The organism is Paraburkholderia fungorum, from assembly GCF_003610895.1.
In the GTDB taxonomy this organism is placed as follows: domain Bacteria; phylum Pseudomonadota; class Gammaproteobacteria; order Burkholderiales; family Burkholderiaceae; genus Paraburkholderia; species Paraburkholderia fungorum_B.
The window spans coordinates 39084-52705 of sequence record NZ_MCAS01000016.1 but is presented as its reverse complement, the minus strand read 5'-3'; the positions used below and the strand labels follow the sequence as shown (position 1 = coordinate 52705).

General features: G+C 61.3%; 14 protein-coding genes. 7 read left to right on the top strand and 7 right to left on the bottom strand.

The window, feature by feature from the left end; all coding sequences use genetic code 11:
- Positions 1-329: 329 nt before the first annotated feature.
- The gene (locus BCY88_RS17305; RefSeq protein WP_120345440.1) at positions 330-1421 is read left to right on the top strand and encodes a porin; all 1092 of its coding nucleotides are present in this window, start codon (positions 330-332) and stop codon (positions 1419-1421) included.
- A gap of 86 nt (positions 1422-1507) precedes the next feature.
- Here the strand turns inward: BCY88_RS17305 and BCY88_RS17300 are convergent, their stop codons facing one another.
- Positions 1508-2275: a class II aldolase/adducin family protein gene (locus BCY88_RS17300; RefSeq protein ID WP_120345439.1), complete on the bottom strand. Its 768-nt coding sequence runs from the start codon at positions 2273-2275 to the stop codon at positions 1508-1510.
- Positions 2276-2829: 554 nt separating this feature from the next.
- Between BCY88_RS17300 and BCY88_RS17295 the strand changes: the two genes are divergently transcribed.
- The 5 genes from BCY88_RS17295 (at position 2830) to BCY88_RS17275 (ending at position 7420) form a co-directional block, all read left to right on the top strand.
- On the top strand, positions 2830-3693 hold the full coding sequence (locus BCY88_RS17295) for a branched-chain amino acid ABC transporter permease (RefSeq protein ID WP_404935701.1): 864 nt from the start codon (positions 2830-2832) through the stop codon (positions 3691-3693).
- An 8-nt stretch (positions 3694-3701) separates the two neighbouring features.
- Entirely contained in the window at positions 3702-4712 is a 1011-nt protein-coding gene (locus tag BCY88_RS17290) for a branched-chain amino acid ABC transporter permease (RefSeq protein ID WP_120345437.1), read from the top strand.
- The gene (locus BCY88_RS17285) at positions 4705-5469 is read left to right on the top strand and encodes an ABC transporter ATP-binding protein (protein ID WP_120345436.1); all 765 of its coding nucleotides are present in this window, start codon (positions 4705-4707) and stop codon (positions 5467-5469) included. Before BCY88_RS17290 ends, BCY88_RS17285 begins: the two co-directional genes overlap by 8 nt.
- The gene (locus BCY88_RS17280) at positions 5456-6163 is read left to right on the top strand and encodes an ABC transporter ATP-binding protein (RefSeq protein ID WP_120345435.1); all 708 of its coding nucleotides are present in this window, start codon (positions 5456-5458) and stop codon (positions 6161-6163) included. The genes BCY88_RS17285 and BCY88_RS17280 overlap by 14 nt, the downstream gene beginning before the upstream one ends.
- A 72-nt stretch (positions 6164-6235) precedes the next feature.
- Entirely contained in the window at positions 6236-7420 is a 1185-nt protein-coding gene (locus BCY88_RS17275; RefSeq protein WP_120345434.1) for an ABC transporter substrate-binding protein, read from the top strand.
- Positions 7421-7423: 3 nt separating this feature from the next.
- On the opposite strand, the gene BCY88_RS17270 is transcribed toward BCY88_RS17275, so the two are convergent.
- From BCY88_RS17270 to BCY88_RS17245, 6 genes are all read right to left on the bottom strand, one after another.
- Entirely contained in the window at positions 7424-8776 is a 1353-nt protein-coding gene (locus BCY88_RS17270; RefSeq protein WP_120345433.1) for a purine-cytosine permease family protein, read from the bottom strand.
- A 224-nt stretch (positions 8777-9000) separates the two neighbouring features.
- Positions 9001-9996 carry a 5-oxoprolinase subunit C family protein gene (locus tag BCY88_RS17265; RefSeq protein ID WP_120345432.1) on the bottom strand — a complete coding sequence of 332 codons (996 nt, stop codon included), beginning with the start codon at positions 9994-9996 and terminating at the stop codon, positions 9001-9003.
- The gene (locus BCY88_RS17260) at positions 9986-10864 is read right to left on the bottom strand and encodes a 5-oxoprolinase subunit B family protein (protein WP_120345431.1); all 879 of its coding nucleotides are present in this window, start codon (positions 10862-10864) and stop codon (positions 9986-9988) included. The genes BCY88_RS17265 and BCY88_RS17260 overlap by 11 nt, the downstream gene beginning before the upstream one ends.
- Complete coding sequence (locus BCY88_RS17255) at positions 10861-12303, bottom strand: acetyl-CoA carboxylase biotin carboxylase subunit (protein WP_183081388.1); 1443 nt, start codon at positions 12301-12303, stop codon at positions 10861-10863. The genes BCY88_RS17260 and BCY88_RS17255 overlap by 4 nt, the downstream gene beginning before the upstream one ends.
- A 5-nt stretch (positions 12304-12308) precedes the next feature.
- Positions 12309-12551, bottom strand: coding sequence for an acetyl-CoA carboxylase (locus BCY88_RS17250; RefSeq protein WP_120345430.1), 243 nt, complete (start codon positions 12549-12551; stop codon positions 12309-12311).
- A 36-nt stretch (positions 12552-12587) separates the two neighbouring features.
- Positions 12588-13367: a 5-oxoprolinase subunit PxpA gene (locus BCY88_RS17245; RefSeq protein ID WP_120345429.1), complete on the bottom strand. Its 780-nt coding sequence runs from the start codon at positions 13365-13367 to the stop codon at positions 12588-12590.
- Between BCY88_RS17245 and BCY88_RS17240 the strand changes: the two genes are divergently transcribed.
- The gene (locus tag BCY88_RS17240) at positions 13366-13581 is read left to right on the top strand and encodes a hypothetical protein (protein ID WP_120345428.1); all 216 of its coding nucleotides are present in this window, start codon (positions 13366-13368) and stop codon (positions 13579-13581) included. The two genes, BCY88_RS17245 and BCY88_RS17240, sit on opposite strands and share 2 nt — an antisense overlap.
- Positions 13582-13622: the final 41 nt, after the last annotated feature.

The following is a 13622-nucleotide window of genomic DNA, read 5'->3' as shown; positions in this document are numbered from 1 at the left end:
TTCCCTATTCTGGACTGCATTGCAGTCCAACCAGCGATTTCCCCCGTTGACACAGAACGAACGGTCGTGCCAAATTGCGCCTGCATCCTGTGCGCAAGCACGCGATCAATGAGCCCATAGCCGCGCCGCCCCAGCAATCAGGAGACAACCCACCAGGCAACCCAACCCGCGGCGCCCAACAGCAGATCAATTATTTCGCATCCCTTACCAGATTGCGCAAGCCCTTTATCGCCCATTGAAATCGCATCGCGCTACAGATCGCCAGAGCCTTGCAGCACACGCATTACTTCGCCAGTTCAGTCGATTCCAATAAACAGGAGACACGAAGCATGCAGGCAAGTTATCGCAATCGGGTTGGAACCATTCTTGGACTAGTCGGCGCGTGCGCGCTAGGCGTCGCGCAGAGCGCTCACGCGCAAAGCAGCGTCACGCTGTACGGTATCGTCGACGGCTCGCTGCTCTACACCAGCAAAACACTCAACCCGGCGACCGGCCAGAGCGCCGGCCATCAATACTCGTTCACCGACAGCGGGCTCTCGGGTTCGCGCTTCGGCATGCGCGGCGCGGAAGATCTCGGCGGCAGCATGCGCGCGATCTTCGAAATCGAAAGCGGCATCAGCATCGCCAACGGCTCGCTCAGCAATTCGAACGGCAACGAATTTGGGCGCCAGGCGTGGGTCGGCATCGACAGCCGCTACGGTACGGTCAAAGCCGGCCTGCAGTTCTCGCCCTTCTTTCTCGCGGTGTACGACTTCGACCCGCGCGAGATGTCGTACTTCGGCAGCGGACTTGTCACCTACCTGAATAACGTCTACGTGACCGGCCTGTTCAATCCGAACGGCATTTCATACACGTCGCCGGAAATCGCCGGCCTGCAAGCCAGCGCGATGATGGCACTGGGCGGCACAGCCGGGGATTTTCAGGCGGGTCGCCAGTACTCGGCGAGCCTGCGTTACCACCTGGGTTCGCTGACCGTCGATGCCGCGCTCTATAGCGGCAACGCAGGCGGCAGCGCCGCATCGATCGCGATTCCGAGCGTGGTTGAATTTGACGGCCGCGCAGTGGGCGCCAGCTACGTGTTCAACAATCTGACCGTGAAGGCTTCGTACGTGCAGTACAAGGTGGCGGGCTCGTTCAACGACCGCGTCTATTCAGGCGGCGCCAGCTATCGCATCACGCCGGCCTTGAACGTCGACGCGGGCGTGTGGGTCACGCGCGACGGCAACAACTCGTCGAACAATTCGATACTCGCGTCCACCGGGGTTGAATATTCGCTCTCGAAGGCCACCGTGGTGTACGGGCAAGCCGGCTTCGTCGCCAACCATGGCGCGATGCACACGGGCCTGTCCGTCAACAACGCGCTGAACGAAGCGAGCGGCACAACCGCCGGCGTGAACCTGGGCATCCGGCACATGTTCTAGCCAGTGCGCCACGCATGCGAAATACCGGCGCACCGCGCGAGCGGAGCGCCGGACAGATCACGCATGGATTGCGCACGAGTTGCGCGCTACAGATCGTAGCCGGGATTGCGCCGCGTCAAACGCCGCAGCAGGCCGGGCCACACCAGATCGGCGCCCTTGCCTTTGCTGACCTGGCGCGCCTGCTCACCCATCGTTTCGATGATCGACTGCGGCACTTCGATCAACTTGCCCCCCGCTTGCGCGAGGATCTGGATCCGGCATGAGGTTTCGAACAGGTACATTGCCTGGAATGCTTCGGCGACGGTGCGTCCGCAGGTCAGCAGTCCGTGATTGCGCAGCATCATGTAATTGGCGTCGCCGAGATCGGCGACCAGCGTCGCCTTTTCCGCATCGCGCAGCGCGACGCCTTCGTAGTCGTGGTAGGCGAGATTCGTCAACACGAAACCGGATTGCTGCGACAAGGGCAACAAGCCGTTTTCCTGCGCCGCGACCGCGATGCCATGTGCCGTATGCGTGTGCAGCACGCAGTTCACATTGGGCCGCGCTTCGTGCACGGCGCTATGAATCACGAAGCCGGCTGGATTCACGTCGAACGGGGTCGGCATGACGGGCTGCCCTTCATGGTCCACCTTGACCAGACTCGACGCGGTGATTTCCTCGAAAAAGAGGCCATACGGGTTGATCAGAAACTCATGCTCGCGGCCCGGCACGCGCGCCGAAATATGCGTGAACACCAGATCGTCCCAACCGAACAAAGCCACCAGCCGGTATGCAGCAGCGAGGTCAACGCGGACCTGCCACTCCTCTGGCGACACCATCTGACGAACACTGGGGATATCGAGTGCGGAGTTCATGGGTGAGGCACCTTGAGAAAGCAATGAACATCACGTGGACGGCCGCCTTGCGAAGCATTCGCGCCGGGATGTGGGGAGCGCGTTGGCGGTGGATTGATTTCTGCATTGCAGAATACTGGGGCGCACAAAGCGAAGTCAAGCCGACTTTCCCATTTCACCAAAGCCGTTTTCGAGCTCGATCCACAAGCTGCCGATCTATGCCGGATGCAAGTAACGGCGCGGCTCTTATGCAATATCTCCGGTTACCTCGAACACGCGGCTCCAGCGTACGCATCATCTAAGTGACTTCCCTAATAATCTGCATTGCAGAACAATTAAATGGAAAAACGTGTTGACGGAAAGCGAACGCCCGTGCCAAATTTCTCTCGCGCCATCTTTTCGATGTGCGCCGATGTGAGCGTGTTTCAAACCGTCGACAACCGCCGACAACGGTGGCCGGATTCAGGAAAGCAGCCGTTGTCCCGTCCGTAGCCTGGCGTGTGGCGATGCGTCCCCGGAAGCCAGGGTGACCATTGCACGGCACGCCTTCCATTGGGGGGTGTAAAAGCGTGGATATGTTTTTGCAGCAGGTTCTCAACGGGTTGACGCTGGGTGGCATCTACAGCCTCGTCGCGCTCGGACTCACGCTGGTCTACGGCATTCTCGCGGTGCCGAACTTCGCTCACGGCGCGTTCTACATGGTCGGCGCGTTCGTCTCTTTCTACCTGATGAGCCGGCTCGGCTTGAACTACTGGCTCGCCATGATCGGCTCGGGCCTCGCGGTCGCGGTGCTCGCGATTCTTGCCGAGCGGCTGGTGTTTCATCCGCTACGCAAATCTTCCGAATTGCATCCGATGATCGCCGCAATCGGTCTTCTGCTATTTCTCGAAGCCGGCGCGCAGGCGATCTGGGGCGCGGACTTTCATCGCATGGCCACGCCCTACGCCGGAATCATCGACCTGGGCGGCGTAACCGCACCGTTGCAGCGCCTGCTGATCATCGGCGCCGCGTTCGCGCTGGTGGTGCTGCTGCAACTCTTCCTCCGATACACGGTGATCGGCTCGAGCATCATCGCGATGGCGCAGGACCGCGAAGGCGCCTCGCTGATGGGCATCGACGCCAACAAGGTGACCATGCTGACCTTCGGCATCTCGGGTCTTCTCGCTGCCGTGGCGGCCACGCTGTATGCGCCGATCAACCTCGTCTATCCGGCGATGGGGCAACTGGTGATCCTGAAGGCCTTCGTGATCATCATTCTCGGCGGCATGGGCAGTGTGCCCGGCGCGATCGTGGGCGGCCTGATCATCGGCATGGCCGAGAGTTTCGGTGCCTTCTACATTTCGACCGACTACAAGGACATCATCGCCTTCGTGCTGCTGGTGGTGATTCTGTCGGTTCGGCCTCAAGGACTGTTCACCAGGGAACTGCGCGCATCGTGAAACCAGTCATGAAATTATTCGAGGGCAAGCTGGGCTGGACGGTGCTGTTCGTGCTCGGTCTCGTGTTCCCGTTTCTGGCCACCAACGACTACATGCTCACCGTGATGTCCACGGCGTACATATTTGCGCTGGCCACGGTCGGGTTGAATCTGATCACCGGCTATACAGGCCAGTTCAATCTCGCGCACGGCAGCTTCATGGCGGTGGGCGCGTATACGGTGGGGATTCTGACTGTCGACCATCAGGTGCCGTTCTGGCTCGCGTTCATCGCCTCGGGCGTGGTCGTCGCGATACTGGGCGCGCTGGTGGGCCTCGTGTCGCTGCGTCTGCGTGGTCACTATTTTTCGATTTTCACCTTATGCGTCGGCTACATCATGTTTCTCGTGATCGAGAAATGGGACGGGCTCACGCACGGCGTCTCGGACATTGTCGGCATTCCAGCGCCTTCGGGCTTCGGCATCGTGTCGTTCGAAAATCCGCGGCCACTCTATTACCTCGTGTTCGCGTTTCTGGTGCTCGGCGTGTGGCTGATGCATCGCATCGTCAACTCGCTGCTCGGCCGGACTTTCATGGCGATCCGCAATAGCGACGGCCTCGCGCAGTCGCTCGGCATCAACCTGATGCGCAACAAGGTGCTGGCTTTCGTGCTGTCGGTTGTCTATGCGGGGTTCGCGGGCGGTCTCTATGCGGGCGCCGTACGCTTCCTCGGCCCGGACCTGGCCGGCGTCGAACATACCTTCGACATGACCATGTACATGCTGGTGGGCGGCATCGGCACCCTCGCCGGCCCGTTGCTCGGCGCGCTCGCCATACCATGGCTCACACAGTACCTGCAGTTCCTGCAGGCGTACCGCTTCGTCGTGTTCGGTCCGATCCTGATTCTGCTCGTGATCTTTTTGCCGAACGGTATTGTCGGTTTGTATCTGGCAAGAAAAAACCGGCGCGCGAAACTGGCCACGCCGCAAGGCGGCAGGGTCGCGCGTCAACCGCAACCCACGCGTGGAGACCGCCATGCTTGAGATCGACTCGCTCAGCAAACACTTTGGCGGCCTCGTCGCGGTAGACGACGTCAGCACGCATATCGAAGCGGGCAAGATCAACGCGATCATCGGGCCAAACGGCGCGGGCAAAACCACCTTCTTCAATCTGATTAGCGGTACTCATCTGCCGAGCGCCGGACGCATTCTGTTCAAAGGCCAGGACGTGACCCGACTGGGCGCGGATCAGATGGCACGCCTCGGTGTCGCGCGGACCTTTCAATCCACTGCGCTGTTCGACCGGGCCAGCGTGCTCGACAACCTGATCGTCGGCCACCGGCTGCGCACGCGCTCGGGGCTATGGGACGTACTGACACATTCGGCACGGCTCAGGCAGGAAGAGCGCATCTGCCGCGACAAGGCGCGCGAGGCGCTGGACTTCGTCGGCTTGTCGGCGATCGCGGAACGGATGGCCGGCGACATCTCGCAGGAAGAGCGCAAACGCGCCGCCATCGCACTCGCGCTCGCTACCGCTCCGAGCCTGATGTTGCTCGACGAACCGGCTGGCGGCGTGAATCCCGAAGAGACCGAGGGCCTCGCCGAACTGATCCGCAAGCTGGTGAAACACGGCGTGACGGTCTGCCTTGTGGAGCACAAGATGAACATGATCATGAAGCTCGCCGACCGCATCATGGTGCTGAACTATGGCAAGAAAATCGCCGAGGGCACGCCCGCCGAAATCCGCGCGACCCCGGCCGTGATCGACGCCTATCTTGGGAGCGAGCATGCTGAAGTTTGACAACGTCTCACTCGATTACGGCAGCTTCCGCGCGCTGGACGGCATCAATCTGCACGCGAGAGACGGCGAACTGGTGGTGCTGCTCGGCGCGAACGGCGCGGGCAAAAGTTCGATCTTCCTCGCGACGAGCGGCCTGCGGCGCACCGCGAGCGGCAGCCTGCGTCTGGGCACACGCGAGCTGCTCGGCATGACGCCCGCGCAGATCGTAAAGAACGGCGTGATTCAATGCCCCGAGGGACGCAAGCTGTTCCCGGGCATGTCGGTACTGAAGAACCTCACGCTCGGCGCCTATGTGCATCGCGGCGACAAAGCCGGCAATCAGCGCAATCTGGACCAGGTGTTCGCACTCTTCCCACTTCTCGCCGAACGCAAAGAGCATCCGGCCGGCTCGCTGTCCGGCGGCCAGCAGCAGATGGTGGCGATCGGCCGCGCGATGATGGCCCGGCCCAAGGTGCTGCTGCTCGACGAGCCCTCGCTCGGTCTCGCGCCGCTCGTGGTCAAGCAGGTTTTCGAGGTGATCCAGCAGATCAATCGCGCGGGCACGACCGTGCTGCTCGCCGAACAGAACGCGTTTGCGGCGCTGAAAATCGCGCACCGTGCCTATGTGATCGAAAACGGCCGCATTGTGCTTGAAGGCGACCACGCGAGTCTGATGAACAACGAAGCAATCCGGCGCGCTTATGTTGGCGGCTGAGCGAATTTGACGCGCGGCCCGGCACATGAATCTGGACGTCGAAGCAATCGAACAATCCCAAAGGAGACACGTATGACGATCAAACGCTTGTATGCACGAGTGGGCCTGTGTGCGGCCGTCGCCACGACCGCGCTGCTGGGCACGGGCGCCGCAATGGCGCAACAGGTGGTGCATATCGGCTACTCGGGTCCGTTGAGCGGCGGCGCGGCGAAGTACGGTCAGGAGGTGCTCGACGGTATGCAGATGGCGGCCGCCGACGTCAATCAAGCCGGTATCGAAGTGGCGGGCAAAAAGATCAAGCTCGAGATCGTGCCGCTCGACGACAAGTACAATCCCGCCGAAACCGCAATCAACGCACGGCGTCTCGCGCAGGAACAACAGGCCGCGGTCGTGCTCGTCCCGCATTCGGGCGGCGGCTTCGCGGTGCAGACCAGTAACGAGCAGCAGAAATTGCTGCTGCTTTCGTACACCAGCGTGCCGCAGATCAGCGAGCGCGGCAACAAGCTCACGGTGCGTATTCCGCCCGCGTTCACCTCGTATCTGAACGCGTTCATCAAGTACGAAATGGCGACGTACGGCAAAAAAGTGGCGCTCGCCGCCACCGATACCGACTACGGCAAGATCTGGGTTGCCGCATTCAAACCGGCGTGGGAAGCGGCCGGCGGCACGATCGTCGCGGACAATTCGATGTCGTATAACCGCGCCACCGATTTCTACAGCGGCGTGAGCCGCGTGCTGGCAGCCAAACCCGACGTGATGTTTATCGGGGGACCGTCCGAACCGACCGGCCTGATTGCACAACAGGCGCGCGAGTTGGGCTTCAAGGGCGGCTTTATCGTGATGGACCAGGCCAAGCTCGACGAAGTGGCCAAGGTCACCGGCGGCTATGCCGCGCTGAACGGCGCGATCGGCGTATTGCCGTTGGCCAGCGACGACACGCCGAACGCCAAAGCGTTTGTGGAGCGCTTTCGCAAGAGTCACGGCGGCCGCGATCCGAGCCAGGAGGTATCGCTGAACTACACCGCGGTCTACGCAACGGCGCTCGCGATGAAACTGGCCGGCAGCGTCAGCGACGCGACCGCGATTCGCAACCAATTCGACAAGGCCGTGAAAGCGCTGCCGCCGCAGGCCAATCCGAACGGCGTGAGCGGTATCGACGACCACGGCGGTTTCGTGCTCGGCAATCCGCTCGCCGCGGTGGTTCAGGGCGCACAGTTGAAGCCGGCGGGATTGAGTTCGCTGACCGCGGCGAAGTGACGGCTAGCCCCGCACAAACCACGTCCGCTTAGCCGAACTGAGCATGCCGCGATACACGAGCCAGGAAACGACAAAGCTCGCCGGTGCGGAGAACGACTGCACCGGCTCCGGCACATTCATCAACACAAGGCCGGCAAATGTGCCTGCGAACCACGCAGTCAGTCCGCCCGGATTGAAAGCGGGCACATGCGAATCGCGGCATTCGATTTCGCTGCCGATCAGTTCGTCATAGCGTGTTGAAAGGATGTGTGCGAGCGCCACGCCGACCCACGCGACCACGAAGATTCCTTGATACGCCAACGCCTGCAGGATCTTCGAAAATACATCGGCCATCATCAAAGCGTAGACAACCGCGCCAACGACCAGCGCCCACGCGAACTTCGGCGCGCGAAGACCGACCGCTTTCTGAAAAAAAGCCTGCATGTTGATGGCCGCCAGATAGTAGTTCGCCGTGTTGATACGCGACTGCGTTACCCACACAAACAGCAGACCCCAGATCCCCATCAGCTTGAGCAGCGCAAGCACGACGGACACCTCCGAGAGCGTACCGAGGTCGGAAATCGTGCTGACCAGATAGATGCCCACGGCTCCATTCAGCAGGAATGTGACCAGATAAAACGGGATGCCAAAGTTGAAGCGGCCATGGTAACCGGCATCCTTCTTGCGGCCGAAGCGGGCGTAGTCGAAGGTAAACATCATCAGCACCCACACGCCCATGTAATAGACAAAACAACTCCACCAGCCGTTGGCCGGCGTGTTGCCTTTCGGCCCGAAGTCGAGCCACGCCGCGTTGTAGCCATATTCATGGGTAGCCAGCACAACGGCCGCGACCAGTCCGAGCAGATAGAACGGCAGCAGCACGCCGTTGAACTTGTCGAGCCAGTGCTGCACACTGCCGAACACGAGCGGCACGCTGTAGCAAACGACGATGAGCGCCGCCCATCGGTAGTCGAGTGCTGGAAAGAGGCTGTGCGCGGCAACGGCGATCACCGATCCTTCAAATACCGCGTAATAGATCGCAGTCGCGAAGAAAATCAGCGTGGCGAGCGCGGCACCCGCGCTGCCGAACAAAACCCGCGAAAACAGCGCAACGGACAAACCGGTGCGAACCGCGTAGCGGCTGATGATGGAGTTGACGATACCGTACGACGCCACCGAAAGCGCCATCCCGATCAACGCGTTGCGCGCACCATAGTTGAGTGCGAGCGTTGCGCCGACCACAATGTAGAACATGGCGCTGCAAACCGCCCACCAGGCCATCGTGAGCGAGAAGGCCGGCATGCGGGCCTTTTCCGGTATGGCAACGGTCGATAGATCGAGATCGCCCTCGGCTGATTCCTGTGCCAGATTGGCCATGATCGTGCTCCTCAATACATCTGCGGGGTTGAGAGTGACGCCGTAATGGCAACCGGCTTCGGCGCCACGGCGACGTATAGAAGAAAGACCACCAGTGCGGCGAAAAATGAATGCACGTACCCGCGCGCGGCGCATGGCGCTGCACGAACGGAATCGCGAAATGCAATTGGAGCTCACGCGAGCAGCGCCTGATTTGGCCGCCCCGTGAACACGTCGACTGTTTGCTAGAGCAGCAACACCTCGCGCAGCCGTGCGAGCCGAAGCTGGGCGTCGCGTCGGGCAGCTAGCGCCTGGGTCATGGTGACGGCCACGAAGTGTGCTTGATGGTTGGGCTGCATTTGTCCGATCAGATCCATGTCGGCGCTAATGACTGTGCCAATCGTGGCGTAGCCGCCGCCGGACACTGCGTCGCGATGCAGGATGATCGGTTCGAGCCCGGCCGGAACCTGGATCGAGCCGATCGGATAGCAGGCGTCGACGATGTTCGAGGGATCGGAGCCTGCGCCGAACGGCTGCTCGCGCTCGCGAAACTTGAGTGGCCGGCCTTGCTTATAGCGATAGCCGATACGGTCTGCTTCAGGAGCGACGGTCCACGTATCTTCGAAGAACGTGATGGCTGACTCGTCTGTCAGGCGGTGATGGTAAAGCCCAGGCAGCACACGCAGTTCGATTTCGCGAGCAAGCGGTGTACGCAAGCGTTCGGGCAATTGCGTGCCCTCCCGAGCGGGTCCTCGGGCAGCGCCGATTCCGAGCCGGTCGCCCTTTTGCAGACGCCGTCCCTCATGGCCGCCGAAAGCCCCAAGCGTATAAGTGGAACGGCTTCCGAGCACCATCGGTACGTCAATGCCGCCTGCCACCGCGAGGCAGGCTCGCGCACCGCCTTTCACGTAGTCGAAGGTGAGCGTGCTGCCTGCCTTGATTCGCAAGGCGACATTGCATGCCTGCAACACACCGTCGATTTTGGGCTGCATTTCAGCGCCCGTCACCGCAATCAGCGTGTCCACATGAAACAGAAGTTGCGGACCGAGCAGCGTGCATTCGAGTACGGCGGCGCTTTCGGGGTTGCCCACCAGCAGATTGGCCGCGCGCAATGCGTATTGATCGAGTGCGCCGGACGGCGGAATACCGACATGGTAGTACCCTTGCCGGCCGGTATCCTGCACCGACGTCGCCAGTCCGGGCTTGACGACCTCGATGGCGTGGAGAGGACTAGTCGGCATTGAGCACCTCGATCAACGAGCGGTTGTAGGCTTCGGGGTCGCGCAAAAACGCGCCGAGCGAAAAATTCACGTCGCGCACGCGTAATGAGAAAGTCCCTGCATCGACGGCGGCCACGGCTTTGTCGTACGTATCGCGATCGACCGGCTTGAACTTGACGATATCGCCGGGGCGGAAGAACACCATGAAGTCGCGCAGGTAATCCAGACGCTGTGCCGGATCGAAGATCGGTGCGGGCGTCACGCCGAACATCTGATAGCCCCCCGCGCCACGCACCGAGTAGATGCAGCCGAAGCAACCACCATGGCCGACCGTCAGCCTGGGTGTGTCGGTACGGGGCCGCAGATATTTGGGCACCTGCAACTGACGGGCACGTTCGACCATCTGGAACATGAACGGCAACCCGGCTACGAAGCCCACCATGGAGACGAACCAGGGGGAGCCGGCGTGCGCTGCGATAAAGTCCTCGACATCCTTCTTTCCATTGATCCGTGCCGCGTATTCGAGGTCGGTCGAAGTGGGATCCTGATGGCGCTCACGAAAACGCATCAGCGTCTCGTGCGTCCATGGATCGTTGTAAAGCACGGGTATCTCGACGATGCGCGTCGCGAGGTCCAGTTCCGTCGCGCCGGCAACTTCCGTTTCTATCCGCTTGAGCAGCGCGAGGAGCTCATCCGGCTCGATCACATCGGGATCGTAGCGAACCTGGAATGAGGCGTTGGCCGGGCAGATTTCGGTCACACCGTTCACCTTGCGGCGCTGCAGTTCGCGCGTGATCGCCGTACCCGTGAAGAAGGCTTCGAGCGACATGTCTTCGCTGATCTCCACGAAGATGAACTCGTCGCCGCCGAATGTGTATCGGATCGTCATGCCGCCTCCTCGTTCCCGGCCGCGGCTGCCATCTGTCTGGCGCGCCAGTCTGTTACCCATGCTTCGAGATAATTGGTGTGGTAGCGGCCAGCGATAACTTCGGCGTCGTCAAGCAATGCGCGGTGCAGCGTCGCCGTGGTCCTGATGCCGCCGATACGCAACTCGCTCAATGCCCGCTTGAGCCGTGCGAGCGCTGCAGGCCGGCTTTCGTCGAAGACAATCAGCTTGGCGAGTAGCGAATCGTAGAATGGCGGTACGGCGTAGCCTTGGTAAAGCATCGAATCGATGCGCACGCCAGGGCCCGCCGGCCAGACCAGTTCATCGACGCGGCCCGGGTTCGGACGAAAATCCTGCTCGGGGTCCTCAGCGTTGATCCGGCATTCGAGCGCGGCGCCACGCATCGCGATGTCGCTCTGGCTGAAACGTAACGGTTCGCCATCGGCGATACGCAGTGTCTCGCGGACCAGATCGATCCCGGTGATGGCCTCGGTCACCGGATGCTCGACCTGAATACGCGTATTCATTTCAATGAAGTAGAACTCGTCGCGCGTTTCGTCGAACAGGTATTCCAGCGTTCCGGCACTGCGATAACCCACCTGCTTCGCAAGCCGCGTCGCGGACATACACAACGCATTGCGCAATGCCGGCGTAAGCGATGGCGACGGCGCCTCCTCCAGAATTTTCTGGCGACGCCGCTGCAACGAGCACTCGCGTTCGAACAGATGGACAACATCATTGCCGTCGCCAAGCACCTGCACTTCAATATGCCGGGCGCGTGCAATGAAGCGTTCGAGATACACGCCACCGTTGCCGAACGCCGCCTGGGCCTCGCGTTGCGCCAAGGGCAATTCGGTGTCGAGTTGCGTAGCGTCGTGCGCCACCCGGATGCCACGTCCACCGCCGCCGGCCGCTGCCTTGATCATCACCGGGTAGCCAATTCTTGCTGCGATCTCGCGCGCTTCGCCGAGCGACAGGACAACGCCGTTGCTACCAGGAACTGTCGGGACGTCAGCGCGCTGCGCGGTTTCTCGCGCCTTTGCCTTGTCGCCCATGGTCGCAATGACATTCGACGAGGGGCCGACAAAGATCAAGCCGGCGTTCTCGACTTGCGCCGCAAATGCGGCATTCTCCGAGAGAAAACCGTATCCCGGGTGAATGGCATCCGCCCCGCACTGCTGTGCCGCAGCGAGAATCGCCGCGGGGTTCAGGTAGCTTTTCGCCGCATGAGCGGAGCCGATGTGAATGGCCTCGTCGGCCATGCGCGCGGCAAGGCTGTCGCGATCGGCGTCGCTGACCACCGCGACCGCCCGCATACCCAGTTCGTGTGCTGCGCGGATCACACGCACGGCAATCTCGCCGCGATTGGCGACCAGTACCGTGCGGATTCGCTTCGGCTGATAGAACGTCTGCGCGGAGCCGTCCTTGTTCGAGATGTTCATCGGGTTCACCCTTCGATCCGCATCAACACTTGCCCGGCATCGACCGGCTCGCCATCTTCGACCAGAATTTCGGTGACGCAGCCAGCCACGTTCGTCTCGACATCGTTGAACTGCTTCATCACTTCGACGAGCCCGACCACGGCACCGGTTTCGACGGACACGCCGGCCTCGACATAAGGCGCGGCCTCCGGCGACGCACGCCGGTAGAACGTGCCCGGCAAGGGGCTAACAATATCGTGTAATGCCATGGGTATGCTCCTCAAGTCTTTTTTGGGTCACTGCGATTAGCGGGCGACTGGGTATAAGGGCGCTGCCACACGAATATCGTGATGTGTCAGGGTGGCGCGCGTGGCCTCGACGAGCTTGAGTGCGCCCGGCGTGTCGCTATGAATGCAGACAGAGTCGAATTCGATATCGATGTCTTCGCCGTCGACTGTGCTCACCCGTCCTTCCACACAGGCGCGCAGGACTTTCGCGGCCACCTGCGCCGGATCGAGTCGCCCAACGTGCCGGGTAAAGACGATCGAACCACTACGATCGTAATCACGGTCGGCGTAGAACTCGCGGATCACCGGCTGGCCGAGTTCGCGTGCGATCCGGTATGTCACCGAAGCTTCCATGCAATACAGCAGCAGCGTTGGATCCAGCGTCTGCAGCGCCCCGACCAGCAGACGCGACAGGTCCTCGTCGCGCGCGGCGAGCATGTAAAGCGCCCCGTGCGGCTTCACGTGCTGCACGCTGACGTTATAAAGGCGTGCGAATTCGCGGAGCGCGCCGAGCTGGAAGATGATGTCGTTGACGAGCGCCTGCGGCGTCTCGGTGATATTGCGGCGGCCAAAACCCACCAGATCGCGAAATCCCGGGTGCGCGCCAATACCAACACCTGCCTGCTTCGCAAGTTGCACCGTGCGCGCCATGATGTTTGGGTCCCCTGCGTGAAACCCCGTCGCGATGTTGGCTGAGCTGATGAGGGGCATGATTTCCTCATCGACGCCATCGCCGATCCGCCACGGGCCGAACCCCTCCCCCATGTCGGAATTCAAGTCGACGCTGTGCTTTTTCATGCTTGATCTCTCCTGGGTCAACGGCCTGGCCGGCTTGAAGGACGCCAACCAGATCGATTCAGATGAACGTTATCCGCTCGCCGGACGCCAAAATAGTTCTATTTTTATATGGCACGTTATCTGTTTTTTCGATAGCTTCTACGGCGCGCGCGGACGGAGGAAAGCGGCTGCGCAGCCTATGGGTAAAGGATGGAAGCGCCGGACCCGTTTCTGATCATTTTCGAAGGGTAAGATATTGCGCAGAGCAATATCATT